The sequence below is a fragment of the Streptomyces sp. NPDC058955 genome (assembly GCF_042741435.1).
Classification (GTDB): domain Bacteria; phylum Actinomycetota; class Actinomycetes; order Streptomycetales; family Streptomycetaceae; genus Streptomyces.
Map to the genome: position 1 here is coordinate 22149 of NZ_JBHYKM010000053.1, position 26159 is coordinate 48307.

Here is a 26159-nt window from a genome sequence, read left to right on the forward strand (position 1 = left end):
GGGCCGGGCCGGGGGCCCGTGGCCTAGAAAGCCCCGACGACGCGGACGCAGACCCACCGGTAGCCCGCGGGGGGCGCGCCGTCCGGCCCGCGGCGGGACAGGAGGGGGTCGGGGGGCCGGGGGGCGGCCGGGGGGGCGGCGGGCGGCGCACACTTCACATACAGACTTCTGTACGCACGCAGTTAGAGGAACAGGTAGCAGTCATGGCCGGGAACAGCCAGCGCAGGGGACGTCGTACGTCGAACAAGAAGGGCGCGACGGTCGGCAGCGGTGGCAAGCGACGCCGCGCCCTGGAAGGCAAGGGCCCGACGCCCAAGGCCGAGGACCGCAAGGGCCACAAGGCCTACCGCGTCTCCAACGCGATGGCCCGCAACGCCGCCAAGCGCAAGCCCGTCGCCCGCCGCGGCGGCAAGGGCCAGGCCGAGATGGTCGTCGGCCGCAACCCCGTCTACGAGGCCCTGCGCGACGGCGTCCCCGCCACCACCCTCTACGTCCAGCAGTTCATCGACAACGACGAGCGCGTGCGCGAGGCCCTCAACCTCGCCACCGGCCGCGGCAACATCAACATCATGGAGGCGCCGCGCCCCGAGCTCGACCGGATGACCAACGGCCTCAACCACCAGGGCCTCGTCCTCCAGGTCCCGCCGTACGAGTACGCGCACCCCGAGGACCTCGCCGCGGCCGCCTACGACGAGCACGAGGACCCGCTGATCGTCGCCCTCGACGGCGTCACCGACCCGCGCAACCTCGGCGCCGTCGTCCGCTCCGTCTCCGCCTTCGGCGGCCACGGCGTCGTCGTCCCCGAGCGCCGCGCCGCCGGCATGACCGCCGGCGCCTGGAAGACCTCCGCCGGCACCGCCGCCCGCACCCCGGTGGCCCGCGCCACCAACCTCACCCGCTGCCTGCAGGAGTACCAGAAGGCCGGCCTCACCGTCGTCGGCCTCTCCGCCGACGGCGACACCGAGGTCCACGAGCTGGAGGCCCTCGAAGGCCCCGTCGTCATCGTGGTCGGCTCCGAGGGCAAGGGCCTCTCCCGCCTCGTCGGCGAGACCTGCGACTTCCTCGTCCGCATCCCGATGCCCGGCGGCGCCGAGTCCCTCAACGCCGGCGTCGCCGCCGGCGTCGTCCTCTACGAGGCCGCCCGCCGCCGCATGTGACCGGCCTCCCCCGTACGGACGGAACCGAACGGGGGACCCACCCCGGCCGTGATCTTGACGGACCTCGGACATCCGAGCCCGTCAAGGCAGTGTCCAAACCCCGCGTCACTCGGTTAGATGAGTGTGGACACCAGAACGCCCCGGCCGGGGTTCGACGATCAGCCCGCGCTGAGCATGGTCAAGGTGGATTCCGATCCCGCCCAGGTGATCGTGAACCACGCCAGCTTCCGTGTGCGGCTCGCGCCGGCCCAGCAGCCGAAGTTCGGCGCGAACCCGCGCGTGGCCGCCCTCTCCGGGGCCGGTGGGGCGGGAGCGCCGCGCCGGCGCCCCGTCGTCTGGACCGGGAAGGCCACACCGGGAGCGACCGGACTCCTCCAGGCCGTACGGGAGTCCTCGGCCGGCGCGGGCGGCGCCGTCACCACGCTGGAGCCGACCACCCAGACCATCCCCCGCATCGACGACACGATGCCCACCCCGCTCGTGCCCGCCGACGCCGCCGCACCGATCCTGCCGCCCATGCGGCGGGCCGAGGGCGCCTACGACGACGTGTACGACATGCGGCCGGACGCCGCGCCGTACGAAGAGGCCCGCCCCGCCGGCCAGCGCCACGGCTCCACGGAGACATCAGCCGCTTCCGCGGCGGGTGTCCGGCACGCCTACTACCCCGGCCGCCGCATGAACCTCGGCGTGGTGCTGCTCCCGCTCCGCGTCTTCCTCGGCTTCATCTCCATCTACGCCGGCATGGGCAAGCTCTGCGACCCCGTCTACTTCGACGGCGGCGAGCGCGGCTCCATGGTCAAGTGGCTCACCCAACTCCACCCCTGGCCGCTCGCCGAACCCCTGCGGGACTTCGCCCTCCAGCACCCCGTCGGCGCCGGACTCACCGTCGCCTTCCTCCAGGTCGTCGTCGGCGTCCTCACCGTCCTCGGCCTCTGGCAGCGCGTCGCCGCCGTCGTCGGCGCACTCCTCTCCGCCGCGCTCATCCTCACCGTCAGCTGGCGGACCGTCCCCGTCTACGACGCGCCCGACATCATCTACCTCGCCGCCTGGTCCCCGCTGATCATCGCCGGCGCCCCCGTCTACTCGATCGACGGCCGCCTCGCCGGCGAGGCCTGGCGCACCCTCGGCCCCCGCGCCGAACTGTGGGAACTGCGCCGCCGCGTGATGCGCCGCTCGGTGCTCTTCGCCTCCGTCGTCGTCGGCCTCACCCTGCTCATCGGCTCGGTCCTCGGCGGCGCCGTCCGCTCCACCGAGATGGTCACCGTCCCGGGCCCGAACGACGACCCGATCAACCACCTCCCCGGCCAGCCCCTGCCGACCGAGCCGGAGCGCCGCCGCACCCCCTCCGAGACCCCGCGCGACGCCCGCCCCGAACCCTCGGCGGCGGAGACCACCGAGGCCCGCGAGGAACGCGAGGAGACCCAGGAGGCGACCCGGCCGACCGAGACCGGCGCCGAGACCGGCTCCACCCCGACGCAGGAGCAGCGGCCGACCGCCACCGACGGCAGCGGCGGCAGCACCAGCAGCCGTACGCCCGCCCAGTCGGAGCCCGCCCCGCCGCCCACCACCAGCGACAGCCCCAGCGGCACCTCCGGCAGCACCTCGTCCACCGGCGGCTCCTCCACCGGCACCCCCACCCAGGAGACGCCGACCGAGGAGGCCACCACCGGCGGCGGCGACGCCCCGCAGAACCCGATCGGCGGCCTGCTGGGCTGAGCCCCGACCCGTACGACGAAGGCGGCACCGTCCCCCAGGGGCGGTGCCGCCTTCGTGCTTCAGCCCGTGCGCCTCAGTGGCCCTGCGCGGCCAGCTCCTTCGCGGCCTCCGTCAGGTCCTTCGCCGTGTCGATGGCCCTCCAGTACGCCCCCTGCGGCAGCGGGAAGCCGGCCAGCCGCCGCTCGCGCGCCAGCCGGGGGAAGGTGGTCCGCTCGTGGTCGCCCAGGTCGGGCAGGAGCTCGGTGAACGCGGGGGAGAAGACGTACACGCCGGCGTTGATGAGGAACGGCGACGGCGGCGCCTCGACGAAGTCGGTGATGTGCCCGAACGTGTCGGTCTCGACGGCGCCCCACGGGATCCGCGGGCGGGCCAGCGCGAGGGTGGCGGTGGCGTCCCGCTCGTCGTGGAAGGCGGCCATCTCCCGCAGCGAGAAACGCGTCCAGATGTCGCCGTTGGTGGCGTACCACGGCCGGTCCGGCTCGGGCAGATGCGCGGCGGCGTACTTGAGGCCGCCACCGCGGCCCAGCGGCTCGGTCTCGACGACCGTGGTCACCTTGAGCGGCAGATCCGCCTCCTCCAGCCACTCCTGGAGGACTTCCGCGAGATGCCCGCAGGAGACGACGGCGTCGGTCACGCCCTCGGCGGCCAGCCAGGAAAGCTGATGGCCGATGATCGGGGTCCCGGTACCCGGGATCTCGACCATCGGCTTGGGGCGGTCATCGGTGTAGGGGCGCAGCCGCGAGCCCTGGCCGCCCGCCAGGACCACGGCCTGCGTCGGAGTGGTGTGCATACGGGGAACGATAGGTGCCCCGCGGGCGCGGACGCGGTGACGGCGCTCAGCCCGTCGCGCGCATCACGCCGGTCGCGTACGCGGTGTCGCAGACCGGCCGGGAGAACGCCTGGGCGCGGGACGGGCCGTAGTGCTCGACCGCGGCACGGCCGAGGGCGCGGGCGATCGACACGCAGTGCTCGGCGAGCGAGGGACGGTTCTCCACCTCGCGCTGGAGGTGGGTGAGGGCGACGCCGGGGTCCTTCTCCTGGAGCTCGGCGAGGAGCCGGTCCCGCAGCACGTCCTGCGGGGCGCGGGACTTCGCGCGGGTGGAGACGTCCGCGGCGGAGGCGGTCAGCATCTGGCCTTCGGCGTCCTGGCCGGCCCACGGCACGGCGGACACCGCGAGCGTTCCCGACAGGACCAGGACGACGGGCAGGACGAGGGCGAGGGAGCGGCCGATTCGGCGGGCAGTGTGCGTCACGCAGGCGAGCGTAGCGGCCGGTAGTGATATGGCGACATTTAGTCACTCTCGCGGGGGATGGTTCGACGCGGCTTTTCGAATCGCGTGTTGACGCCGGGTCCTCGGGAGGGCCCCGAATGCCGGGGTTTTCCGGGGTAAGCCCGTTTAAACGAACGACCCCGCATCCGCAAGGGATACGGGGCCGTTCGCCACGGGCCTCTTCCGGCCCGGCCGGACGTCACTCGCTGATGCGCTGCTCCGTCGACTTGGAGAAGACGTGCAGCTCGCCGGCGCGCGGGACGACGTGCAGCGTGGAGCCCTTGGCGGGGATCTCACGGCCGCCGACGCGGATGACGATGTCCTTGTCCTCGCCGCCGACGCGGGTGGAGCCGTAGACGAAGCCGTCCGAGCCCAGCTCCTCGACCACGTTGACCGTCACGGCCACGCCGTCCTTGCCCGTCGGGCCCGAGACGTCGAAGTGCTCCGGGCGGACGCCGACGACCACGGTGGTGTCGCCGTTGGCGGCGGCGGTGGCGAGCGCGTCACGCGAGACCGGGACGACGCTGTTGCCGAACTTCACGCCGCCCTCGGTGATCGGGACCTCGATCAGGTTCATGGCGGGGGAGCCGATGAAGCCGGCGACGAACAGGTTCGCGGGCTTGTCGTACATGTTGCGCGGGGTGTCGACCTGCTGGAGCAGACCGTCCTTCAGCACGGCGACGCGGTCGCCCATGGTGAGCGCCTCGGTCTGGTCGTGGGTGACGTAGACCGTCGTGATGCCGAGACGGCGCTGCAGGCCGGCGATCTGCGTACGGGTCGAGACGCGGAGCTTGGCGTCGAGGTTCGACAGCGGCTCGTCCATGAGGAAGACCTGCGGCTCGCGCACGATGGCGCGGCCCATGGCGACGCGCTGGCGCTGACCGCCGGAGAGCGCCTTCGGCTTGCGGTCCAGGTACTGGGTGAGGTCGAGGATCTTCGCGGCCTCTTCGACCTTCGCGCGGATCTCGCTCTTGTTGACGCCGGCGATCTTGAGCGCGAAGCCCATGTTGTCGGCGACGGTCATGTGCGGGTAGAGCGCGTAGTTCTGGAACACCATGGCGATGTCCCGGTCCTTCGGCGGCAGGTGGGTGACGTCCCGGTCACCGATGCGGATGGCGCCCGCGTTCACGTCCTCCAGGCCCGCCAGCATCCGCAGCGAGGTCGACTTGCCGCAGCCCGAGGGCCCGACGAGGACGAGGAACTCCCCGTCGCCGATCTCGATGTCGAGCTGGTCGACGGAGGGGGTCTTGGCGCCGGGGTAGATCCGGGTCGCCTTGTCGAAAGTGACAGAAGCCATGGTGATACGCCCCTTCACCGGCAGGAACGTGCCGGACGATCCGAGTGGAAGGAAGGATGGGTCTAGTCCACCAGAGTGAACTCCGGTCGACGCTACCCCGGCGGTGTCCGGTCTGTCAGCAGTCGGAGTCGATGAGATTTTCGAGGGGCTCGGCCGAGGCAGAGCAACCCACTTTTGACCTGGTGCCGGTGACAAGCCAGAGCACCCGCCTTTTGGCCCTGCGCCGCACGTGGCACTTCCTGCTTCAGCGCCCATCGCCGAACCGGCACGACCCTGAGGGCCACACCGAGCCGGTCTTACGCGAGCTCCACAGGCATTCCGGCCGACGGCCCGTCGGTCCGTACCGCTTCCTTCGTCCTACGAGGCGAGGGCCGCTTCCGGTAGCTCCGACGCCCGGATCAGCGACGGGACCGATCTTCCCGGCGGCAGCGAGGCCACCACCTGCCCGTACAGCCGCATCCCCTCGTCCCTGAGATTCACCGCCGCGTTGTGGTCCCGCTCATGCACGGCCCCGCACTCCGCGCAGACCCACTCCCGGACCGACACGTCGAGCCTCGGCCCCTTCGTGTGGCAGGCCGAGCACCGCCGCGTCGACGGGAAGAACCGGTCCACGACCACCAGCGTCCGCCCGTACCACGCGCACTTGTACCGCAACTGCCGCAACAGCTCACCCCACGCCGCGTCCCGGATCGCCTGGTTCAGCTTCGCCTTCCGCCGCCGCCCCTTCCCCCGGGCCGGACGCATCAGATTCGAGACGGGCAGGTCCTCCACCACGAGCACTTGGTTCTCGCGCACGAGGCGGGTGGTGAACTGATCCAGCAGATCCCTGCGCACATCACCGATCCGGGCGTACAACCGCGCGATACGCTCCCGCGCCTTCCCCCGGTTCGCCGAACCCCTCTCCTTCCGGTGCAGCTCCCGCTGCCGCCGGGCCAGCTCGTCGCCGTACTTCTTCAGCAGCCGTGGATGGGCCAGCGTCGAGCCGTCGTCCAGCGTCACCAGCGACGCCAACCCCAGATCCAGCCCCACCGCCTTCGGCGCCGACGTCCCCGGGACGAACACCGGCGGCAGCGGATCGATCCGCTCCTCCACCAGCACCGACAGGAAGAACCGCCCTGCCCGGTCACGCATCACGGACAACCGCACCGGCACCTGACCCGCCGGCAACGGCCGCGACCAGCGAACATCCAGCGGCACCGACTGCTTCGCCAACGTCACCAGACCCGTACCCGGCCGCCCCGGATCCTCCACCCACCGGAAACCGGTCCGCACATACACCGCATTGTCCCGGCAACGCCCCTTCCGCTTCCGCTGCGGATACTTCGCCGACTGCCGGAAGAACCGCGAGAACGCCCCGTCCAGATGCCGCAACGCCTGCTGCAACACCGTCGACGACACCTCCCGCAACCACTCCCTCCCCTCCTCCCGCTTCCACCCGGTCAGCGCCCGGCACGTCTCCGCGAACCCGACCGACACCCGATGCCGCTCCCACGCGCCCGCCCGCAGGGCCAGCCCCTCGTTGTAGACCCACCGACAGGCACCGAAGGTCCGCGACAACTGCTCGGCCTGGTCCGAGGTGGGGTAGAAGCGGTAGCGGTACACGCGCTGCTGCGTCCCCGCCTCCTTGGCGCGCCGCTGCACGGGGATCGCGACACGGCCCTGGTGCTTGCGCCGGTCGGCGATGCCCAGGACATCCCGCTTCACCTGCTTGGCCTCGGCACCGACCACCCGCCGAGGCGCCTCCTCAGATGGCTGCGCCATCGTTCCTCCCCCTGTGCTGTCCGATAGTCGGAACTGCACTCCCGTCCGATCAACGAACGGGTGGGCGGGTGGTTACGGGGGGTCGGAAGTTCTTCGGAGGTGTCGGTGGCGCTGTGTAGAGTGGAGGCCACTCACGCGCGTAATCGTGTGAACAACGCCGCCTTAGCTCAATTGGTAGAGCGCCGCCCTTGTAAGGCGTAGGTCGTCGGTTCGATTCCGACAGGCGGCTCCATCGAACTCGTGTCCCGGACCACTCTGGTCCGGGACACTTGTGCGTTACGGGGGCGTATACGCGGTGTGGGGTTTCTCCGGGGAGGGGTGCGGTCGATGGGTCGGCGTTCCGGTGGGCTGATCGGGATCTGGGCCGAGCAGCAGCGGCTGGCGCAGCGGGAGCGGGAGGGGCAGCAGCAGGCGCTGGTGCGGCAGCAGCGGGACGCGGAGCGTGCGCAGCGGGCGTACGAGCGGGATGTGTCCCGGATGCAGCGGGAGCAGCGGGCCGCGTATCGGCGGCATCGGGAGGCGGATGCTCTGCGGAAAACGCGTGAGATCGACGAGCGGGTCGCCGTGTTGGAGGGGTTGTTGGCGGCGGGGTGTTCGGCGCCGGCGTTCCGGGTGGATTCGTTGCGGCGGGCCGAGGAGGTCGAGCCGTTCTCTCCCGGTCCTCTGGGGCAGCCGGTGGCGATGCCCGATCAGCGGGCGTACCACGGGTTGGGTGGTGGTGGGCGGGCGCGGTTCGAGCAGGACTGGTATGCGGCGCAGGCGGCCGAGGCGCGTCGGCAGGAGTCGTTGGCCGCGTATCGGCGGGAGTACGACGCTTGGGCGGCGGCGCGGTTGGCTGAGATCCGGGAGCACAACAGGGGGGTGGCGGGGACTGCTGACGCTCTTTCGGCTGGGGAGCCGGAGACGGTCGTCGAGTATTTCTCCGCTGTGCTGTTCGCGTCGGGGGCGTGGCCGGAGGGGTTTCCTCGTGAGGTGTCGGCGGCGTATGACCGGGCTGGGCGTGGGTTCGTCCTGGACTGGGAGCTGCCGGGGTTCGAGGTGGTGCCGGAGGTGAAGGGGGTCAAGTACCTGCCGAGCACGGACCAGGAGAAGGAGGTGCCGCGGCCGGTGACGCAGCGGCGGGCGCTGTATCGGAGTGTGCTCGCTCAGAGTGTGCTGCTCGCGGTGCGGGAGTTGTTCGCCGCGGATCGTTTCGGGGCTCTGGAGTCGGTGGTTCTCAATGGGTTCGTGGGTGGGGTGGATCCGGCGACGGGGCTTGAGGCCCGGGTGTGTGTGGCGTCGGTGGTGGTGGCGCGGGAGGACTTCGACCGGCTGAATCTGGGGTTGGTCGGTGCTGTGGAGTGTGTGACGGGGGCGCTTGCCGGTCGTCTTTCGGGTAAGCCGGAGGAGCGGGTCGCTGTGGTGCCTTTCCGGGCTCCCGATCAGGTCGGGTCCGAGGTGGTGGTGCAGGGGGACGGGGAGGAGCCTGATCTGCTGTCGATGGATCCGATCGCTTTCGAGGGGTTGGTCGCGGAGTTGTTCCGGGCGCGGGGGCTTCAGGCGGTGACGACGCGGCGGTCGAACGACGGGGGTGTGGATGTCGAGGCGCTGGATCCCGATCCGATCAGTGGTGGGTCGATCGTGGTGCAGGTGAAGCGGTATCGGAACACGGTGCCGCCGAGTGCGGTGCGTGATCTGTTCGGGACGGTGCAGGGGGCGGGGGCCAACAAGGGGGTGCTGGTCACGACGTCGAAGTTCGGTCCTGGTTCGTATGCGTTCGCGGATGGCAAGCCGTTGACGCTGATATCCGGTACGGAACTGGTCGAGCTGTTGCGTCGGCATGGGCTGCGGGGGCGGCTGGGCTCGGGGGATCCGGTCGTCGAGCCTGTGCGGGTGGAGTCGTCGGTCGAGGCGGACGAGGATTTCAACGTGCTGGGCATGGTGTGGTCGGGGGCGGTCGCGCTCGATGTGTGTGCCTTGGTGTGTGCGGGGAGCCGGGTTCTGGCGGACGAGTGGTTCGTGTTCTACAACAACGGGGCGACGCCGGATGGTTCGGTGGCGATGGTGGCTGCGCCGGTGGGTGATCGGGCGGCGGTTCGGGTGGGGTTCGATGCGTTGCCGGTGGCTGCGGACCGGCTGGTGTTGGTGGCGGCGGTCGATCCTGAGGTGAATCCGGACGGCGATCTGGCGGGGTTCGTGGATGCGGGGATCGTGTTGCGGGACGACGCGGGGGTGGAGCTGGAGCGGTTGGTGGTGTCGGACGGGCGGCCGGGGGAGACGGCGCTGGTTCTGGGTTCGTTCCGGCGCAGGTCGGGTGGGGACTGGGATTTCGTGGTGGGTGGCAAGGGGTATCGGGGTGGGCTTGCCGAGTTGGTGGGGGATTTCGGGATCGACGTGGCGTGAGGGGGCGGCTCGGGTGGGGCTTCTTGTGGGACCGGCCCCCTCTGTGAGGGGGCCGGGGCCTTCGCGGTAGCGTGCGGCGCGCGCACCCAGGGGGGGTGCGGTTTCGCGACGAAGGACTGATCGCTTGCGCAGAATGATTGCTCTTGGGGGGACGGCCGCGCTGTTGGTGGCGGGGCTGGTCTCGGGGGCGTCGACGGCTGCGGCCGATGACTGGTACCCCGGATTCAACATCGAGGACCGGGTGATGGAGCCCGGCATGTGGCCCGCCGAGGTGGGGCCCGGGGTGTATTCGAGCGGGGCGTTCCAGGGGACCCTGGTCTACGCGTTCAGCAAGGCGCCGCTCACCGACGCGACGTGGGCCAAGGGCGGTTTTCCCGCCGGGCTCTCGCTCCAGGCCGAGGGCTGCCAGGTGCGGGCTGGCGTGACCGGGGTGTACACCTGCCCGATCACGGACGAGAACCGCCACATGGTCAGGCTCGGTGTCGAGGCGGCGGCCGACACCGCGGACGACACCACGGTGCACTACGGCTTCGTCTACGTCCCGAGCGGTGGGGACCTCGCGAAGGGCGTGAAGGACGTGCAGACGGTCGGTCTGGAGGTGGAGGACCACCGGCACGCCGCCCGTACCGTGACGGTGAAGACGGCGGAGCACGTCGCCCAGAACACGATCGCGCTCTCCACCCCGCCCGTGGCGGCCGGCACCACGGTCACCCACACCGCCACCGTGCACGCGGTGGACAAGGGCACGTTCTCGATCGGCCACGAGCCGGGCGAGGGCATGCGGCAGTGGGAGGAGGGCGAGCTCCAGGTCGGCGTCACGAGCGTCCGGCAGAGCTCCGCGACCACCGAGTGCGACGTCACCAGCGGTTTCCTCTCGCCCGGTGGGGTGGAGTGCGAGATCGACCCGGGTACCGGGGGACCGGTCGACGTGACCGTCTCGTACACGGTCAAGGCGTCTCCTTCCGCGGCCGCGTGGAAGATCGCCGCCGCCGCGGAGTACCGCGTCTTCGACGACGGGGGCAGCAACCCGCAGGCCCGGAGCGAGTTCGCGGTCCAGAGCTCCCGTCCGGTGCCGACGCACTACGCGATGGTGTCCCGGGACAAGAGCGGGCTGCTGCACTGGCACCACGGCACGGGGCGGGCCGGCCAGCCGTTCCGGGAGTGGACGGAGACCGTGGGGCGGGGCTGGGGGATCTACAACGCCGTCACCAAGCTGTCTCCGATCACGGTCCAGGCCGCGGGCGGCGGTGTCGTCGCCCGTGACACGTCCGGTGTGCTGTGGTCGTACCGGACGACCGGCAACTGGTACGAGCCGCTGACCTCGCGGGTGCGGGTCGGCAGCGGCTGGGGGATCTACAACCAGCTCGTCGGTGTCGGGGACGTCAGCGGTGACGGGCGGCCGGACATGATCGCCCGGGACACGTCGGGCGTGGTGTGGTTGTACAAGGGCACGACGAGCACGACCGCGCCGTTCGCGACCCGGGTGAGGGTCGGCGGTGGCTGGGGGATCTACAACCAGTTCGCCGGGGCCGGTGACCTGAACGGTGACGGGCGGGCCGATCTGATCGCCCGTGACACGGCCGGTGTGCTGTGGCTGTACCCGGCGACGGGCAGGGCCGATGTGCCGTACGGGGCCCGGGTGCGGGTCGGGTCCGGCTGGCAGGGGTACTCGCTGGTGTCGTCCCCGGGTGACCTGACGGACGACGGGCGGGCCGACCTGGTCGCGCGGGACGGTTCCGGGAACGTGTACCTGTACCAGGGCACGGGCAGCGGTACGGTCCCGTACGCGGGCCGGGTGCGGATCTCGCTCGGCGAGAGCCCTTCCGCCTCCTCGCTGAACGCGCTGTTCTGACGCGTGCGTGACGAAGGCCCCGGACCCCGTGGGGGGTTCGGGGCCTTCGGCGTGTCCGGGACCGTCAGCGGCCGGCGATGCGGTTGGCCCAGGTCGCCACGGGGTCGGTGGTGGCGGTGTGGGTGGTGGTCTCGCGGTGGTCGGCGCCGCGGAAGGCGGCGTACATGGTCTGGACGCCGAGCCAGCGGAAGGGTTCCGGTTCCCACTTGCGGACCTTGTGGTTCACCCAGGGGAGGGTGGTGAGGTCGGTGGCGCCGCCCTGGCCGGAGTCCTGCTGGATGAGGTCGCGGAGGGTGCGGGCGGCGAGGTTGGTGGTGGCGACGCCGGAGCCGACGTAGCCGCCGGCCCAGCCGATGCCGGTGGTGCGGTCGAGGGTGGCGGTGGCGCACCAGTCGCGGGGGACGCCGAGGACGCCGGACCAGGCGTGGTCGACGCGGACGCCGGCGAGCTGGGGGAAGAAGCGGATGAGGATCTCGTGGAGGGCTTCGATCGTGCGGGGCTGGGTGCGGCCGTCGTTGTCGGTCTTCGAGCCGTAGCGGTACGGGACGCCCCGGCCGCCGAGGGCGATGCGGCCGTCGGCGGTGCGCTGGGCGTACATGTAGGCGTGGGCCATGTCGCCGAGGGTCTCCAGGCCGTTCCAGCCGATGGACTCCCACTGGGCGTCGGTCAGCGGTTCGGTGGCGATCATGGAGGAGTTCATGGGGAGCCAGGTGCGGCGCTGGCCGGCGAGGGAGGCGGTGAAGCCTTCGGTGCAGCGCAGGACGTAGGGGGCGCGGACGGTGCCGTAGGGGGTGACGGCGTGCTTGGGCCTGATCTCGGTGACCGGGGTCGACTCGTGGAGGGTGACGCCGAGGGCTTCGACGGCGGCGCGCAGGCCGGTGACGAGTTTGACGGGGTGGAGGCGGGCGCCGTGCGGGGTCCAGGAGGAGCCGACGGCGCCGGCGACGCGGATGCGGTCGGCGGTCTCGCGGGCGCCGTAGATCTCGCGGTCGGTCTCGCCGAAGGCGTGCTCGACGGCGTGGAACTCCTTGAGGCGGGCGAGCTGGGCGGGGGAGAGGGCGACCTCCAGGACGCCGCCGCGGTGCTGGTCGGCGTCGATCTTCTCGGCGTCGAGGACGTCGAGGACCTCGGTGACGGTGGTGTTCATGGCCTGCTGGAGGCGGACGGCGGCGTCGTGGCCGTGCAGCTTGGCGTAGCGGTCGCGGCCGGCGATGCCGTTGTAGAGCCAGCCGCCGTTGCGGCCGGAGGCGCCGTAGCCGCAGAAGCGGGCCTCCAGGACGACGATGTCGAGGAAGGGCGCCGCCTTCTTCAGGTAGTAGGCGGTCCACAGGCCGGTGTAGCCGCCGCCGACGATGCAGACGTCGGCGGTCCGGTCGCCGGGCAGCGGTTCGCGGGGTTCGGGCAGGCCCTCCTGCGCGAACCAGAACGAGATGCCGCCGTTGACCGTACTGGTGTTCATGTTGTCCCTCTTCCCGGTGCGTGGCGGGAGGGTACCGGGGGCGTCGGTCCTCTGGGAACGGGTCTTTCGGCGGCGGGGGGCGCTCGGGTCGTAGGGTCGGTGGGTGATTCACGTACCGGATGAACTCGCGGAGTCCCAGGGGCGGTACAACGGGGAGGCGGGGCGGGCGTTCGTCGCCGCGTTGCCGGGGCGGGCGGAGGAGTTCCTCGGCCGGTGGGGGCTGCGGCTCGACGGGCCGTCGCTGCACGGGGTGGCGTCGTTGGTGCTGCCGGTGGTGCGGGCGGACGGCACGCCCGGGGCGCTGAAGCTCCAGCTTCTCGACGCGGAGACCGAGGGGGAGCCGGCGGCGTTGCGGGCGTGGGCCGGGGACGGGGTCGTACGGCTTCTGGAGCACGATCCGGGGACGGGCACGATGCTGCTCGAACGGGCCGACCACCGGCGGCACTTGTCCCGGCTCGGGGACGAGCGGGAGGCGGTACGGATCCTGGCGGGGCTGCTGGCGCGGCTGTCGGTCCGGCAGGCGCCGCCGGGGCTGCGGCGGCTGGACGTGATCGCCGAGCGGATGCTGGCGCGGGTGCCGGGGGCGGTGGCGCGGGTCGGCGCGGAGGACGCGGCGCTGCTCGCGGACTGTGCGGCGGCCGTGCGGGAGGTGGCGGGCGAGCCGGGGGACCGGCTGCTCCACTGGGACCTGCACTACGACAACGTGCTGGGCGCCGAGCGCGAGCCGTGGCTGGTCATCGACCCGAAGCCGCTCTCCGGCGATCCGGGTTTCGAGCTGCTGCCGGCGCTGACCAATCTCTGGGACCCGGATCCGGCCGTGATCCGGTGGCGCTTCGACCTGCTCACGGAGCGGCTGGGGCTGGACCGGGAGCGGGCGCTGGCGTGGACGCTGGGGCGGGTGCTGCAGAACGGGCTGTGGGAGGTCGAGGAGGGCGAGGACGAGCTCGACGTGGACCGGGTGGTCGTCGCGCGGGCGCTGCTGGCACGCTGAGGGCATGATCCGTACCGCCACTCCGGCCGACGTGCCCGTCATCCATGCCCTGATCCGTGACCTCGCGGAGTACGAGAAGGCCCTCGACGAGGTCCGGGCGACCACCGACCAGCTGCACGAGGCGCTCTTCGGCGAGCGGCCCGCGGCCTTCGCCCACATCGCGGAGACGGAGGACGGGGAGCCGGTCGGCTTCGCGCTCTGGTTCCTCAACTTCTCGACCTGGCGCGGGGTCCACGGCATCTACCTGGAGGACCTGTACGTGCGTCCGGAGGCGCGCGGCGGCGGTCACGGCAAGGCGCTGCTGACGGAGCTGGCGCGGATCTGCGTGGAGCGCGGCTACGAGCGTCTGGAGTGGTCGGTGCTGAACTGGAACAGGCCGTCGATCGACTTCTACGAGTCGCTGGGCGCCCGCCCGCAGGACGAGTGGTCGGTCTACCGGCTGACGGACGGGGCCCTGGCGGCGCTGGGCGCCCCGGCGACGGTGTAGGAAGTCCCTATGTGCAACGACCACGGCAATCACGGTGACGACATGGGCGTCGAGGCCCGTTTCCAGCGGATCACGGCCTTCATCGAGGACCGGCTGACGCCGCTCTTCGACCCTTCGAACGGCAGTGACCACGGCTTCGGGATGGACGACACCTCCCGTGCCCTGCGGGCGCTGCGCTACACGGTGCAGGCGGCCTCGCAGGTCTCCGGTCTGGTGGAGAAGCGGGAGACGGCGCCGGAGCTGCGCCAGGTGGTGGACCAGGCGCTGGAGCACAACTGGGACGCGCTGCGCTCCATCGCCCGGATGTGGGAGGACCACGAGGACTTCCGCAAGGAGTTCAAGGCGCACTCCTGGGACGTGCTCGGCGTCTGAGCGTCGTCAGGGAACGAGTACCACCTTGCCCATCGTGCCCCGGTTCTCCAGGGCGCGGTGGGCTTCCGTCGCTTCGGCGAGGGGGAAGGGGTGGACGGCGGGGCGGAGGGTGCCGGCGGAGGCGGCGGCGAGGGCGGCGAGTTCGAGCTTCCGGACGTCGCCGCCGGCCTTCTGGATCATGACGGGGCCGAGGACGGAGCCGGAGGTGATGCCGCGCGCGGTGAGTTCCTCCTCGGTGAAGGCGAGGGCTTCGCCGTCGTGGAGTCCGGTGCTGGACCAGCCGAAGACGAGGTGTTGGCCGCCCTTGCCGAGGAGGTCGACGGCGGCGCGTCCGGTGGTGCCGCCGACGGAGTCGAAGACGACGGTGGCGGTGCGGTCGCCGAGGAACGCGCGGACCTGGTCGGGCCAGTCGGGGCGGGTGTAGTCGACGGCGAGGTCGGCGCCGTTCTCCTGGACGCGGGCGACCTTGGCGGGGCCGCCGGCGAGGCCGATGACGGTGGCGCCGGCGTTCTTGGCGTACTGGACGAGGAGGGTGCCGATGCCGCCGGCGGCGGCGGGGACGATCGCGACCGACTCCGGGCCGAGGTCGGTGAACTGGAGGATGCCGAGGGTGGTGCGGCCGGTGCCGATCATGGCGACGGCCTCGGCCTCGCCGAGGTGGTCGGGGAGTTCGTGGAGGCGGGTGGCGTCGGTGACGGCGAGTTCGGCGTAGCCGCCGGGGTTCATGCCGAGGTGGGCGACGACGCGCTTGCCGAGCCAGGCGGGGTCGGTGCCGTCGCCGACGGCGTCGACGGTGCCGGCGACCTCGCGGCCGGGGACGGTGGGGAGTTCGGCGGGGGCGGGGAAGGGGCCGGTCATGCCTTGGCGGAGGGCGGTGTCGAGGAGGTGGACGCCGGCGGCGGCCACGGCGATCCGGACCTGTCCGGGGCCGGGTACCGGGTCGGGGACCTCCTCGTAGGTGAGGTTCTCGGCGGGCCCGAAGGCGTGGAGTCGGACGGCGTGCATGACGGTTCCCCTGTCGTCGGTGCTGTTCTTCGGTGACTGCGCGGCCAGGTTGCTACCTCAACCTTGATTGAGGTCAAGGGCGGACGACTGTCAGTGGCGTGCGTCACGATGGGCGCATGAAGCGAAAGACCAAGGCGCCCCGCCGGGTGGAGCTGCGGCTGCCGCCGCTGGAGCCGTACGAGGGCGGGCTGGAGCCCGACGGGGACTACGACGGCCTGGAGCTGGCCGGGCTCGATCTGGCGGGCGCCTCGGGGGAGGGCGCGCGGTTCCTGGACTGCGCGCTGCGGGAGTGCGCCCTCGACGAGGCGCGGCTGACGGGGGCGCGCTTCCTGGACTCGCGCCTGGAGGCCGTACGGGGCGTGGGCGCCGATCTGTCGGGGGCGCAGCTGAGGGACGCGGAGGTCGTGGAGGCGCGGTTCGGGGGGACGCAGCTGCACGGCTCGGCGTGGGAGAGGGTGCTGGTGCGGGGCGGGAAGTGGGACTACCCGAACCTGCGGGCGGCGACCCTGCGGGACGTCGTCTTCGAGGGGTGCGTGCTGGTGGAGCCGGACTTCGGCGGGGCGGTCCTGGAGCGGGTCGCGTTCGTGGACTGCGAGCTGGTGGGGGTGGACGTCTCGGGGGCGAGGCTGACGGACGTGGACCTGCGCGGGGTGCGCCGCCTGGAGATCGCGCGCGGGGTGGAGTCCCTGGCGGGCGCGGTGATCTCCCCGACGCAGCTGCTCGACCTGGCACCGGTCCTCGCGGCGCGGCTGGGGGTGCGGGTGGAGGAGTAGCCGGGGGTGGGCCGGCGGGTCACTTCACGCGGGGGAAGCGGGCCTGGAGGTCCCAGACGGCCGGGTTGTCGGCGAGGCCCTCGTGCATGTCGGTGAGGTCGGCGATCAGGTCGTGGAGGAAGTCGCGGGCCTCGCGGCGGAGTTCGGTGTGGGAGAAGGTGAGCGGGCGTTCGTCGCCGGGCATCCAGTCGGCCTCGACGTCGACCCAGCCGAAGCGGCGTTCGAAGAGCATCCGGTCCGAGGACTCGGTGAAGTCCAGTTCGGCGTACTGGGGGCGGGAGGCGCGGCTGCCCTGCGGGTCGCGGTCGAGCTGTTCGACGATGTCGCAGAGCGCCCACGCGAAGTCGAGGACCGGCACCCATCCCCAGGCTGTGGACACCTCCCGGTCCTCCTTGGTGTCCGCGAGGTAGACGTCCCCGCAGAAGAGGTCGTGCCGCAGCGCGTGCACGTCCGCCCGCCGGTAGTCGGTCTGCGGGGGGTCGGGGAAGCGCCGGGAGAGGGAGTAGCCGATGTCGAGCACGCCCTGATGGTGTCACGACCCCGCGGTGGTGTCAGACGCGGTGGACCGCCCGCGCCAGCCGGGGGCCCAGCCAGCGCTTGAGGCGGCGCAGCGCCTCCAGGCGGCCGGCGGCGCGGTCGATCCGGTAGTAGAGCTGCGGGGGGACGTACGGCAGCAGGGGGGAGTGGCGCTGGCCGAGGAGGGCGAACATCCGGTCCGGCTCCAGGCCCATGTAGCGGGGCAGGTTCTCGTACCACTGGGCGCTGAGGCGGGCCGCGCTCTGGGCGGAGACGAGTTCGGCGCGGCGCCGCCTGCCGTAGGCGGTGAGGGCGGTGTCGAGGTCGTCCGGGTGGTCGCGGAGGGCGGCGGCGAGCGCGAGGGCGTCCTCCAGGGCGAGGGTGGTGCCGGCGCCGATCGAGTAGTGGGTGGTGTGGGCGGCGTCGCCGAGGAGGACGGTCCGGCCGTGGTGCCAGGCGCGGGTGGTCAGGGTGCGGAAGCGGAGCCACTGGGCGGGTTCGGCGCCCCGGTCGCGGCCGATCAGCTCGTGCCCGTCGAGGAGGTCGTGGAAGAGCTTCTCCAGGAGCGCCAGGCAGTCGCCCTCGGGCATGGTGTCCAGGCCGAGGCCGGTCCAGGTGCCGGGGGCGCACTCGACGACGCAGGTGGAGCGCTCGCCGCTGAAGCCGTAGGCGTAGCACCAGATCCAGCCGTGCTCGGTCTCCTTGAAGGCGAAGCTGAAGGAGTCGAAGACCTTGCTGGTGCCGAGCCAGATGTACGGGTTGCGGCCGGTGGTGAAGGCGGTGCCGTAGTGGTCGGCGTGGGCCTCGCGCAGGACGCTGTGCACGCCGTCGGCGGCGACGACCAGGTCCGCGTCGGCCAGCTCCGGCGCGTCCGGGCCGGCGATCGGGTGCTCGTACGCGACCTCGACGCCGAGCGCGGCGGCCCGGTCGGCGAGCAGCCCGAGCATCCGGCGGCGGCCGATGCCGAAGCCGGCGTCGCCGCGGTGCACGGTCCGCTCGTCGCGGACGATCGCGAGGCCGTCGGTCCAGGTCACCGAGGCATCGGCGACGGCGGCGGCGGACTCCGGGTCGCCGGCCCGCAGCTTGTCGAGGAGCCCGGCCCAGTAGGTGACGCCCCAGCCGTAGGTGGAGCCGGCCGCGTTCCGCTCGTACACGGCGATCTCGTGGGACGGGTCCTGGCGCTTCAGCAGGATCGAGAGGTACAGGCCGGCGGGCCCGCCACCGACGACGGCGATCTTCACGTGCGCTCTCCCACGGGGCCATGACGCTGTGCACTGGAACGACAGCGCACGGTAGCAGTCCCGGAGGGCTCAGGGGAGCAGGCGCTGTTCCTTCGCGACCGCCACGGCGCCGGCCCGCGTGTCGACGCCGAGCTTGGCGTAGATCCGGCCCAGGTGGGTCTTGACGGTGGCCTCGCTGATGAAGAGCGCGCGGGCGATCTCCTTGTTGCCGAGGCCGTGCGCCAGCTGGCCGAGGATGTCCCGCTCCCGGTCGGTGAGGGACGGGCCCGCCGCGCCCCGCATCCGGTCCATGACCCGGCTCGCGACCGGCGGCGACAGGGCCGTCCGCCCCTGGGCGGCGGAGTGGATCGCGGCGAACAGCTCCTCGGGCCGCTCGGCCTTCAGGAGGTAGCCGGTGGCGCCCGCCTCGATGGCGCGGGTGATGTCGGCGTCGGTGTCGTACGTGGTGAGGACGAGGACGTGGACGCCGGTCGGCGCGATCCGGCGGGTCGCCTCCACCCCGTCGATGCCGGCGCCGAGCTGGAGGTCCATCAGGACCACGTCCGGCTTCAGCTTCGCGGCCATCGCGACCGCCTCCTCGCCGCTGCCGGCCTCCCCGACGACCTCGATGTCGGGGGTGGAGCCGAGGAGGGCGAGCAGTCCGGCGCGGACGACGACGTGGTCGTCGCAGAGGAGGATGCGTACGGTCACGGGCGGGCCTTCCGTCAGGACGCGGGGGGTGCGAGGGGGAGGGCGGCGGAGAGCACCGTGCCCTCGCCGGGGGTCGATTCCACCGTAAGCGTGCCGCCGAGCTGCTGGGCGCGGACCCGCATCGCGGGCAGGCCGTGGCCGCGGACGCCGCCGCCGTCGCGGGCGGCCGACGGGTCGAAGCCGCTGCCGTCGTCGGCGACGTCGAGGACCACCTGGTCGTCGAGGTAGGTGAGGGTGAGCGCGGCCGAGGTGGCGGCGGCGTGCTCGCGGATGTTGGCGAGCGCGCCCTGGGCGATCCGCAGGAGCGCCGACTGGGCCCGGTCCGGCAGCGGCACCGGCGTGCCGTCGACCCGGAAGGCGGCCGACTCGCGCGCGGCGAGCCCGCGCAGCGCCTGTTCGAGGCCGCCGCCCTCGGCGAGGTCGGCGGGGGCCAGGTCGTGGACGAAGCGGCGGGCCTCGGCGAGGTTCCGCTCGGCGATCGACTCGGCCGTGCGGACGTGCCGGCGGGCGGTCGACGGGTCGGTGTCCCAGGTGCGGTCGGCGGCCTGCAGCAGCATCTGCTGGCTCGACAGGCCCTGCGCGAGGGTGTCGTGGATCTCCATGGAGAGCCGCTGCCGCTCGGCGAGGGTGCCCTCGCGCCGCTCGATCGCGGCGAGTTCGCGCCGGGTGCGGATCAGGTCGTCGATGAGGGCCCGCTGCCGGGCCGCCTGCCGGTCGGCGTGGACGAAGACGCCGGTGGCGATGGCGGCGACGGCCGGCGGGGCGACGATCAGATTGGGGTCCCAGCCGCCGTGCGAGAGCTGCACCTGCGCGAAGACGACGAAGGCGGTGAGCAGCGCGACCAGCCCGAACGCCGCCTTGTGCGGCAGGGTCCGCAGGCCGGTGTAGAAGAGCGGCACCGCGCACCAGGCGAAGCTGGGCGCGAGGACGACGAGCACCACCCACACGGCGACGACCGTGCACAGCCAGGCGATCCGGCGCGGGGTGGCCCGGGTGCCGAGGACCGGCCCGAGCAGGTACAGGGCGGCGAGCGCGCCGCTCAGGGCGATGATCCAGGGGCTGCGCGCCTCCCACTCGTGCCGCAGCAGGAACCGCGCCAGGGAGGCGCCGAGCAGCAGGAAGAACGCCACGTGCATGACGCGCGCCAGCCAGCCGGCGTCCGGGTCGTGCGCGCCGCGCGGGTCGAGGTCGGGGCCACCGCGCGGGTCTAGGTCGGGCCCGCCGCGCGGGTCGAGGTCGGGCCCGCCGCGCGGGGCGGGGCCGTACGCGGCGGCGGCCGGGTTCCCGGGGGTGCGCCGGTCGGGCGGGGTGGGTGCGGCGTGCCGCGGGTGCCGGCCGGTCCTGTCCATCCGTCTCGCCTCCTCAGCACGGCGCTGACCTGGGTGTACGTATCCATGCTGACCCGCGCGGACCACCCCGGCATCAGCCGATCGGCTGACCCCGGCATCGTCCGGTGCGCGCCGGGAGGGCAGCCGGACCGTGGACCGTACGGGCCCGGTTCCGGACCCAGGATGGATCTCGGAGCGGGGGAGACGCCCTCCTCCGCCGGACCGATCGGGTCCGCCACGACCTCCTCGGGAGCCACCATGAAGAAGAAGCTCGTCCTCGGAGCCACCGCCGCCGCCGTCCTGACCGCCGGCACCTTCGGCGCCGTCTCGGCGAACGCCACCGCCCCGGCCGCCGCTCCCGCCGTGGTCGCCAAGGCCGACGCGGGCGGCGACAACCTGCGCCAGACCACGCACCTCACCATCGACGCCGCCACCGACGCCGCCGAGGCCGTCCTGGAGGCCGCCGAGAAGGAGAACCAGCGCGTCTCCGTGGCCGTGGTCGACCGCAACGGCAACACCCTCGTCACCCTGCGCGGCGACGGCGCCGGCCCGCAGTCCTACGAGTCGGCGATCCGCAAGGCGTACACCGCCGTCTCCTGGAACGCCCCGACCTCCGAGCTCGCCAAGCGCCTGGAGCAGGCCCCGAACCTGAAGGACATCCCGGGCACCCTGTTCCTCGGCGGCGGCGCCCCGGTCGCGGCCAACGGCGGCCCGATCGCCGGCATCGGCGTGGCGGGCGCCCCCTCCGGCGACCTGGACGAGAAGTTCGCCCAGGCCGGTGTCGCCGAGCTGGCGAAGTAACACCCGCCGCTCGCCCCCTGCGGGTGAGGGCGCCCGACTCCCCCCGACGGGCGCCCTCGCCGTCACCTTCTGTCCGGCTTGTCTAGGATCCGTACGTGACGTACGCGACCCAGAACAGCCGGACCGGACGGTCCCCGAGGGCCGCCGCCGTCACGGCGGCGGCCCTCGCCGTGCTCGGCCTCCTCGCCGCCGGCTGCACCCCGGCGACCGGCGGGGTGCGGGGCACGCCCGGCGCGTCCGGCGTCCAGGACCCGTACTTCCCCCGGCTCGGCAACGGCGGCTACGACGTCTCCCACTACGCCCTCGACCTCGCCTTCGACCCGGACGGCGGCCGGCTCGACGGCACCGCGCGGATCACCGCCCGCGCCACCCAGGACCTCTCCGCCCTCAACCTCGACCTCGCCGGGCTCACCGTGTCGGGCGCGACCGTCGACGGCGAGCCCGCCGCCGTCAACCGGGCCGGCGACGAGCTGACCCTCCGGCCCCGCGACGAGCTGCCGCGGGGCACCGAGTTCACCGTCACCGTCGACTACGCGGGGGTGCCCGAGCCGCTCACCGACCCCGACGGTTCGACCGAGGGCTGGCTGAACACCGTCGACGGGGCGGTCGCGGTCGGCGAGCCGGCCGGCTCCATGACCTGGTTCCCCGGCAACCACCACCCCTCCGACAAGGCGTCCTACGAGATCGCGCTGACCGCCCCGAGCCGGCTCGCGGCGCTCTCCAACGGCGTCCGGGTCTCCGCCGAGCCGGCCTCCGGCGGCCGCACCCGCACGGTCTGGCGCCAGCCGGAGCCGATGGCGTCCTACCTCGCCACCGTGATGATCGGCCGGTACGAGACCACCACCGGAACCGCCCTCGGCGACGTCCCCGTCGTCACCGCCGTCGAGCCGTCGCTGGCCCCCGCGACCGCCGCGCTGCGCGCCGAACTCCCCACGCTCCTCGCCCGCCAGCAGGACCGCTTCGGCCCGTACCCCTTCGGCGCCGCCGGGGCCGTCGTCACCACCGACGGCCTGCTCGGCTACGCCCTGGAGACGCAGACCCGGCCCGTCTTCCCGGCCTCCTCCTTCGACCGCACGACGCTCGTGCACGAACTGGCCCACCAGTGGTTCGGGAACTCGGTCACCCCCGAGAGCTGGCAGGACATCTGGCTCAACGAGGGCTTCGCCACCTACGCCGAGTGGCTGTACGCGGAGGAACACGGCTCCGTCCCGGCCCGGGACAGCTTCCTGGCGGCCTTCGCCGAGGAGGCCAACTGGGCCTTCCCGCCCGCCGATCCGCCCAGCGCCGAGAACCTCTTCGACCCGCCCGTCTACCAGCGCGGGGCGATGGTCCTGCACAAGCTGCGCGAGACCGTCGGCGACGGGGTCTTCGACGAGCTGCTGCGCGGCTGGGCAGCCAAGTACCGGCACGCCAACGCCTCCACCGAGGACTTCACCGACTACGCCGAGTCGGTGGCCGGGCGGGACCTGGACGGGGTGTGGGACGTCTGGCTGTACGGCGAGGACCGGCCGGAGCGGCCCTAGCGGCCCTGCAGGCCCTGCAGGTCCTTGCGCAGCACCACGCAGGGGCGGCCGTGGGCCAGGTCGGGGCGGCGGGCGGTCTCCTCGTACCCGAGCGAGGTCCAGAAGGCGAGGGCCTTCGGGTTGTTCTCCAGGACGGCCAGCCGGAGACCGGTGCGGCCGACGGCGCGGAAGCCGTCCTCGACGTGGCCGGCCAGCCGGCGGCCGAAGCCGGCGCGGTGCTCGTCCGCGTGGACCATCAGCAGGCCGAGCCACGGGTCGGGGTCGGCCGGGTCGGGGTGGTGGCCGAGCGTCACGGCGACGGCGACCAGGCGGCCCTCGGAGCGGGCGAGCAGCACCTCGGCGGAGGGCTGGGCCAGTTCGTCGGCGAGGGCGGCCGCGACCTGCTCGGGGCGGATCGCGTCCGGGTCCGGGAAGTCGCCGCTGAGCTGCTGGAACTCCCGGTTCGACGCGTACAGCGCGGTGAGTTCGGTGAGCAGCGGGCCGGGGAGCGCGGCGCCGTCTTCCAGGGCCTTGGGCGCGAGGGTCTCGACGATCACCCGGTCAGGGTAGAGCCCCGGCGGTCCGAGGACCGGCCGGGGCTCGACGGCTCGCTGAGGAGTCCGTCAGAGGTTCACGCCGAAGTCGCGGGCGATGCCCTCCAGGCCGGAGGCGTAGCCCTGGCCGACCGCGCGGAACTTCCACTCGGCGCCGTTGCGGTACAGCTCGCCGAAGACCATGGCGGTCTCGACGGCGGCGTCCTCGGAGAGGTCGTAGCGGGCGATCTCGGCGCCGCCGGCCTGGTTGATGATGCGGATGTAGGCGTTGCGGACCTGGCCGAAGTTCTGCGAGCGGGAGACCGCGTCGTAGATGGAGACCGGGAAGACGATCTTCTCGACGTTGGCCGGGAGGCCCGCGAGGTTGACGTTGATCTGCTCGTCGTCGCCGCCGCCCTCGCCGGTGCGGTTGTCACCCGTGTGGACGATGGTCTGGTCCGGGGTCGACTTGTTGTTGAAGAAGACGAAGTGGGCGTCCGAGGCGACCTTGCCGGCGGCGTCGACGCCGATCGCGGAGGCGTCCAGGTCGAAGTCGGTGCCGGTCGTCGTGCGGACGTCCCAGCCGAGGCCCACGGTGACGGCGGTCAGACCCGGCGCCTCCTTGGTGAGGGAGACGTTGCCGCCCTTGGCGAGGCTCACTGCCATGGAAGTCCCTTTCATCGTGATGCTCACGTGGTCGTTCGCCCGGAGAAACGCGGCAGACCGCCCGGCGGTTCCCGGATGCGTGAAAACAGGATGACGGTCGGTGCCCCCCGCGGGGAACATGGAGGGCATGTCAGGTCCGTATCAGATCCGCGGCTCCGTCTCGCTCCCCGAGGCCGAGCTCCAGTGGCGTTTCACGCGCTCCTCGGGTCCCGGCGGCCAGCACGTGAACACCTCCGACTCCCGCGTCGAGCTGAGGTTCGACCTCGCCGCGACCGAGGCGCTGCCCGAGGTGTGGAAGGCCCGCGCCCTGGAACGGCTCGCCTCCCGGCTGGTGGACGGCGTGCTGACCGTACGGGCCTCGGAGCACCGCTCGCAGTGGCGCAACCGCGAGACGGCCGCCGTCCGGCTCGCCGCGCTCCTCGCCGAGGCGACGGCCCCGCCGCCGAAGCCCCGCCGGGCGACCCGCATCCCGCGCGGCATCAACGAACGCCGGCTGCGGGAGAAGAAGCAGCGGGCCGAGACCAAGCGCGGTCGGCAGGGCCGCGACTGGGGCTGATCCCGCCCCCCGGGGGCCGCCGGTCAGCCCAGGCGGCGGTAGCGGCCGCGGAAGTACGTGAGGGGCTCGCCGTCCGGGGACGGCAGGCCGACCGAGAGGACACGGCCGATCACCAGGGTGTGGTCGCCCGCCACCACCCGGCTCTCCGTGCGGCACTCCAGGGTGGTGAGCGCCCCGCCGAGCAGCGGCGCCCCGCTCACCTCGCCGCGCGTGTACGGCAGGTCGGCGAAGAGCAGCCGGTCCGAGACGCGGCCCTTCATCGCGAACCGTCCGGCGACGTGCCGCTGGCTCTCCGCGAGCACCGACACCGCCCAGACCGGGACCTCCTCCAGGAGGTCGTCCATGCGGGAGCCGTTGCGCAGGCTGACCAGGACCAGCGGCGGGTCCAGCGAGACCGAGAGGAACGCGGTGGCCGTCATGCCGACGTCCTCGCCGCGCGGGCCGTCGTCGGGATCGTGCGCGGTCACCAGGACCACACCGGCCGCGAGGCGGGACATGGCCGCCCGGAACTCGTCGTCGCTCACCCCCTCAGCATGAGGGATGGCGAGGTCCGTGACGGGCGGCGAGGGCGGGGTCTTCTGCAGCACACCGGCACGCTAGCCGCGGCCCTCCACGGGCCGCATCGGGCCGGGGGACCAGGCCGAGGCCCGGCGCGGGACCTAGGACCGCGCCGCCGGAGCCGTACCCCCGGCGGGTATCGAGGGCGCGATCGCCGCGCGGGTCACGCCCGACCCGCCGGATCCCGTCACGTCATGCTGTGACTTGAGTCACAGAGAGCACTATTTGCTGACCCTGTGTACCGGGTGCGCAGCTCGCTGTGATTCAGTGGCGGGGACAGTACAGCACGAAGCCGATGAGAACCCTGGAGTTGCTGTCGAGGTCTCGGGGAGAGCGAGCGATGGAGACCGAGTCGGAGCCTTACGTCCGTCTCTCGACCCTGCGGCAGCTGCATCAGGTCGTGGCGGACCTGAACACCGCCCGCAGCCTCGCGGACACCGTACAGACCGTCGCCGACGGCGTCGTCGCCGGCCTCAACTACCAGCTGGCCTGCGTCAACCTCGTCCGGCCCGACGGTGACCTGGTGGTCGCCGCCTTCGCCGGGGACCCCGCCGCCGAAGCCCTCATCACCGGCCGCGTCGGCTCCCGCGAGGCATGGGACCGCCGGCTCACCATGGGCGTCCCGTGGGGCGACCTGCGGTTCATCCCGCACACCGAGGGCTGGGTCCTGATGGACGACGACGTCCCCCAGTGGCACACCGACGGCCCCGCCCCCCGCTTCGAGGACGAGTGGCACCCCCACGACCGCCTCTACGCCCCCATGTACGCCTCCGGCACCGGCCGCGAGCTCCTCGGCGTCATATCCGTCGACCGCCCGCGCAACGGCCGGCACCCGGGACCCTGGGGGCAGGAAGCCCTCCAGATGTACGCCTCGCAGTCCGCCATCGCGATCAGCAACGCCCGGCTCCGCTCCAACATGCAGCGCGCCCTCATCCGCCTGGAGCGCGAGCAGCAGGCCCTCCGCGCCAGCGAGGAATCCTTCCGGCAGGCGTTCGAGTACGCCCCCTCCGGCATGGCGATCGCCGAGCTCGGCGGCGACCAGCACGGCCGGCTCCTGCGCACCAACGACGCGCTGTGCCGGCTCCTCGGCCGCCCCGCCTCCGTGATGCGCCGCTACTCCTTCGCCGACCTCGTCCACCCCGAGGACATCGGCACCCTGCTCCGCACCTCCGCCGAGGGCGGCCGGGCCGAGCTGCGGCTGGGCCGGCGCGACGGCACCTACGTCTGGGTCTCCCTGCGCAACTC

Annotated in this window: 24 protein-coding genes, 1 tRNA gene and 1 pseudogene; 13 read left to right on the top strand and 13 right to left on the bottom strand. The window is 72.7% G+C overall.

Annotated elements, in window-relative coordinates; translation table 11 throughout:
- Positions 1 to 203 precede the first annotated feature (203 nt).
- Complete coding sequence (gene rlmB / locus ACFW1I_RS21085; protein WP_384672087.1) at positions 204 to 1157, top strand: 23S rRNA (guanosine(2251)-2'-O)-methyltransferase RlmB; 954 nt, start codon at positions 204 to 206, stop codon at positions 1155 to 1157.
- 117 nt (positions 1158 to 1274) lie between these two features.
- On the top strand, positions 1275 to 2873 hold the full coding sequence (locus ACFW1I_RS21090) for a DoxX family membrane protein (RefSeq protein ID WP_384672090.1): 1599 nt from the start codon (positions 1275 to 1277) through the stop codon (positions 2871 to 2873).
- A gap of 73 nt (positions 2874 to 2946) precedes the next feature.
- Here ACFW1I_RS21090 and ACFW1I_RS21095 read toward each other — a convergent pair whose 3' ends face one another.
- The 4 genes from ACFW1I_RS21095 to ACFW1I_RS21110 all read right to left on the bottom strand — a co-directional run bounded on the left by ACFW1I_RS21095 (position 2947) and on the right by ACFW1I_RS21110 (position 7202).
- Entirely contained in the window at positions 2947 to 3663 is a 717-nt protein-coding gene (locus ACFW1I_RS21095) for an NDP-sugar synthase (protein ID WP_384672092.1), read from the bottom strand.
- Between the two features lie 46 nt (positions 3664 to 3709).
- A complete protein-coding gene (locus tag ACFW1I_RS21100) occupies positions 3710 to 4126 on the bottom strand; it encodes a hypothetical protein (RefSeq protein WP_384672094.1) in 417 nt (138 codons plus the stop codon).
- A 217-nt stretch (positions 4127 to 4343) separates the two neighbouring features.
- Positions 4344 to 5441 (bottom strand): sn-glycerol-3-phosphate ABC transporter ATP-binding protein UgpC, encoded by a 1098-nt coding sequence (locus ACFW1I_RS21105; protein WP_319014108.1) that lies wholly within the window; start codon positions 5439 to 5441, stop codon positions 4344 to 4346.
- A 357-nt stretch (positions 5442 to 5798) separates the two neighbouring features.
- A complete protein-coding gene (locus tag ACFW1I_RS21110; protein ID WP_384672096.1) occupies positions 5799 to 7202 on the bottom strand; it encodes an RNA-guided endonuclease InsQ/TnpB family protein in 1404 nt (467 codons plus the stop codon).
- A gap of 156 nt (positions 7203 to 7358) precedes the next feature.
- On the opposite strand from ACFW1I_RS21110, the gene ACFW1I_RS21115 reads away from it, so the two are divergent.
- The 3 genes from ACFW1I_RS21115 to ACFW1I_RS21125 all read left to right on the top strand — a co-directional run bounded on the left by ACFW1I_RS21115 (position 7359) and on the right by ACFW1I_RS21125 (position 11436).
- A tRNA-Thr gene (locus ACFW1I_RS21115) sits at positions 7359 to 7434 on the top strand.
- Between the two features lie 95 nt (positions 7435 to 7529).
- On the top strand, positions 7530 to 9584 hold the full coding sequence (locus ACFW1I_RS21120) for a restriction endonuclease (RefSeq protein WP_384672098.1): 2055 nt from the start codon (positions 7530 to 7532) through the stop codon (positions 9582 to 9584).
- 133 nt (positions 9585 to 9717) lie between these two features.
- Entirely contained in the window at positions 9718 to 11436 is a 1719-nt protein-coding gene (locus ACFW1I_RS21125; RefSeq protein ID WP_384672140.1) for an FG-GAP repeat domain-containing protein, read from the top strand.
- A gap of 64 nt (positions 11437 to 11500) precedes the next feature.
- On the opposite strand, the gene ACFW1I_RS21130 is transcribed toward ACFW1I_RS21125, so the two are convergent.
- Positions 11501 to 12895 (bottom strand): NAD(P)/FAD-dependent oxidoreductase, encoded by a 1395-nt coding sequence (locus tag ACFW1I_RS21130; protein WP_384672100.1) that lies wholly within the window; start codon positions 12893 to 12895, stop codon positions 11501 to 11503.
- 103 nt (positions 12896 to 12998) lie between these two features.
- On the opposite strand from ACFW1I_RS21130, the gene ACFW1I_RS21135 reads away from it, so the two are divergent.
- From ACFW1I_RS21135 to ACFW1I_RS21145, 3 genes are read left to right on the top strand one after another with little or no spacing between them, the layout of a single operon-like run.
- Positions 12999 to 13886, top strand: coding sequence for an aminoglycoside phosphotransferase family protein (locus ACFW1I_RS21135; RefSeq protein WP_384672102.1), 888 nt, complete (start codon positions 12999 to 13001; stop codon positions 13884 to 13886).
- Between the two features lie 4 nt (positions 13887 to 13890).
- Positions 13891 to 14373 carry a GNAT family N-acetyltransferase gene (locus ACFW1I_RS21140; RefSeq protein WP_384672104.1) on the top strand — a complete coding sequence of 161 codons (483 nt, stop codon included), beginning with the start codon at positions 13891 to 13893 and terminating at the stop codon, positions 14371 to 14373.
- A 9-nt stretch (positions 14374 to 14382) separates the two neighbouring features.
- Positions 14383 to 14745 (top strand): hypothetical protein, encoded by a 363-nt coding sequence (locus tag ACFW1I_RS21145; protein ID WP_384672107.1) that lies wholly within the window; start codon positions 14383 to 14385, stop codon positions 14743 to 14745.
- 6 nt (positions 14746 to 14751) lie between these two features.
- Here the strand turns inward: ACFW1I_RS21145 and ACFW1I_RS21150 are convergent, their stop codons facing one another.
- Positions 14752 to 15750, bottom strand: a complete 999-nt coding sequence (locus ACFW1I_RS21150; protein ID WP_384672109.1) for a zinc-binding dehydrogenase — start codon at positions 15748 to 15750, stop codon at positions 14752 to 14754.
- Positions 15751 to 15866: 116 nt separating this feature from the next.
- On the opposite strand from ACFW1I_RS21150, the gene ACFW1I_RS21155 reads away from it, so the two are divergent.
- The gene (locus tag ACFW1I_RS21155) at positions 15867 to 16523 is read left to right on the top strand and encodes a pentapeptide repeat-containing protein (RefSeq protein WP_384672112.1); all 657 of its coding nucleotides are present in this window, start codon (positions 15867 to 15869) and stop codon (positions 16521 to 16523) included.
- Positions 16524 to 16542: 19 nt separating this feature from the next.
- Here the strand turns inward: ACFW1I_RS21155 and ACFW1I_RS21160 are convergent, their stop codons facing one another.
- From ACFW1I_RS21160 to ACFW1I_RS21175, 4 genes are all read right to left on the bottom strand, one after another.
- On the bottom strand, positions 16543 to 17043 hold the full coding sequence (locus tag ACFW1I_RS21160; RefSeq protein WP_384672114.1) for a hypothetical protein: 501 nt from the start codon (positions 17041 to 17043) through the stop codon (positions 16543 to 16545).
- Between the two features lie 31 nt (positions 17044 to 17074).
- Complete coding sequence (locus tag ACFW1I_RS21165; protein WP_384672116.1) at positions 17075 to 18280, bottom strand: FAD-dependent monooxygenase; 1206 nt, start codon at positions 18278 to 18280, stop codon at positions 17075 to 17077.
- Positions 18281 to 18349: 69 nt separating this feature from the next.
- Positions 18350 to 18970, bottom strand: a complete 621-nt coding sequence (locus ACFW1I_RS21170; protein WP_030495583.1) for a response regulator transcription factor — start codon at positions 18968 to 18970, stop codon at positions 18350 to 18352.
- 14 nt (positions 18971 to 18984) lie between these two features.
- Positions 18985 to 20319, bottom strand: a complete 1335-nt coding sequence (locus ACFW1I_RS21175) for a sensor histidine kinase (protein WP_384672119.1) — start codon at positions 20317 to 20319, stop codon at positions 18985 to 18987.
- A gap of 237 nt (positions 20320 to 20556) precedes the next feature.
- Here ACFW1I_RS21175 and ACFW1I_RS21180 point away from each other — a divergent pair, with 237 nt between their 5' ends.
- The gene (locus ACFW1I_RS21180; protein WP_384672122.1) at positions 20557 to 21099 is read left to right on the top strand and encodes a heme-binding protein; all 543 of its coding nucleotides are present in this window, start codon (positions 20557 to 20559) and stop codon (positions 21097 to 21099) included.
- A gap of 95 nt (positions 21100 to 21194) precedes the next feature.
- Entirely contained in the window at positions 21195 to 22622 is a 1428-nt protein-coding gene (locus tag ACFW1I_RS21185) for a M1 family metallopeptidase (RefSeq protein WP_384672124.1), read from the top strand.
- On the opposite strand, the gene ACFW1I_RS21190 is transcribed toward ACFW1I_RS21185, so the two are convergent.
- Entirely contained in the window at positions 22619 to 23158 is a 540-nt protein-coding gene (locus tag ACFW1I_RS21190; RefSeq protein ID WP_384672127.1) for a GNAT family N-acetyltransferase, read from the bottom strand. The two genes, ACFW1I_RS21185 and ACFW1I_RS21190, sit on opposite strands and share 4 nt — an antisense overlap.
- 66 nt (positions 23159 to 23224) lie before the next feature.
- Positions 23225 to 23800, bottom strand: a complete 576-nt coding sequence (locus ACFW1I_RS21195) for a TerD family protein (RefSeq protein ID WP_384672130.1) — start codon at positions 23798 to 23800, stop codon at positions 23225 to 23227.
- Positions 23801 to 23918: 118 nt separating this feature from the next.
- On the opposite strand from ACFW1I_RS21195, the gene arfB reads away from it, so the two are divergent.
- Positions 23919 to 24356, top strand: coding sequence for an alternative ribosome rescue aminoacyl-tRNA hydrolase ArfB (gene arfB / locus ACFW1I_RS21200; protein WP_384672143.1), 438 nt, complete (start codon positions 23919 to 23921; stop codon positions 24354 to 24356).
- A gap of 23 nt (positions 24357 to 24379) precedes the next feature.
- On the opposite strand, the gene ACFW1I_RS21205 is transcribed toward arfB, so the two are convergent.
- Positions 24380 to 24943 carry a flavin reductase family protein gene (locus tag ACFW1I_RS21205; protein ID WP_384672132.1) on the bottom strand — a complete coding sequence of 188 codons (564 nt, stop codon included), beginning with the start codon at positions 24941 to 24943 and terminating at the stop codon, positions 24380 to 24382.
- 311 nt (positions 24944 to 25254) lie between these two features.
- Between ACFW1I_RS21205 and cdgB the strand changes: the two are divergent.
- Positions 25255 to 26159, top strand: a pseudogene (cdgB, locus tag ACFW1I_RS21210) (diguanylate cyclase CdgB); the annotation flags it as partial.

Coding starts and splice junctions, on each gene's coding strand:
- ACFW1I_RS21120 (WP_384672098.1), top strand. CDS start 7,530: ATGGGTCGGCGTTCCGGTGGGCTGATCGGGATCTGGGCCGAGCAGCAG.
- ACFW1I_RS21125 (WP_384672140.1), top strand. CDS start 9,718: ATGATTGCTCTTGGGGGGACGGCCGCGCTGTTGGTGGCGGGGCTGGTC.
- ACFW1I_RS21145 (WP_384672107.1), top strand. CDS start 14,383: ATGTGCAACGACCACGGCAATCACGGTGACGACATGGGCGTCGAGGCC.
- ACFW1I_RS21140 (WP_384672104.1), top strand. CDS start 13,891: ATGATCCGTACCGCCACTCCGGCCGACGTGCCCGTCATCCATGCCCTG.
- ACFW1I_RS21180 (WP_384672122.1), top strand. CDS start 20,557: ATGAAGAAGAAGCTCGTCCTCGGAGCCACCGCCGCCGCCGTCCTGACC.
- ACFW1I_RS21155 (WP_384672112.1), top strand. CDS start 15,867: ATGAAGCGAAAGACCAAGGCGCCCCGCCGGGTGGAGCTGCGGCTGCCG.
- ACFW1I_RS21105 (WP_319014108.1), bottom strand. CDS start 5,441: ATGGCTTCTGTCACTTTCGACAAGGCGACCCGGATCTACCCCGGCGCC.
- ACFW1I_RS21110 (WP_384672096.1), bottom strand. CDS start 7,202: ATGGCGCAGCCATCTGAGGAGGCGCCTCGGCGGGTGGTCGGTGCCGAG.
- ACFW1I_RS21195 (WP_384672130.1), bottom strand. CDS start 23,800: ATGGCAGTGAGCCTCGCCAAGGGCGGCAACGTCTCCCTCACCAAGGAG.
- arfB (WP_384672143.1), top strand. CDS start 23,919: ATGGAGGGCATGTCAGGTCCGTATCAGATCCGCGGCTCCGTCTCGCTC.
- ACFW1I_RS21095 (WP_384672092.1), bottom strand. CDS start 3,663: ATGCACACCACTCCGACGCAGGCCGTGGTCCTGGCGGGCGGCCAGGGC.
- ACFW1I_RS21150 (WP_384672109.1), bottom strand. CDS start 15,750: ATGCACGCCGTCCGACTCCACGCCTTCGGGCCCGCCGAGAACCTCACC.
- rlmB (WP_384672087.1), top strand. CDS start 204: ATGGCCGGGAACAGCCAGCGCAGGGGACGTCGTACGTCGAACAAGAAG.
- ACFW1I_RS21175 (WP_384672119.1), bottom strand. CDS start 20,319: ATGGACAGGACCGGCCGGCACCCGCGGCACGCCGCACCCACCCCGCCC.
- ACFW1I_RS21090 (WP_384672090.1), top strand. CDS start 1,275: ATGAGTGTGGACACCAGAACGCCCCGGCCGGGGTTCGACGATCAGCCC.
- ACFW1I_RS21130 (WP_384672100.1), bottom strand. CDS start 12,895: ATGAACACCAGTACGGTCAACGGCGGCATCTCGTTCTGGTTCGCGCAG.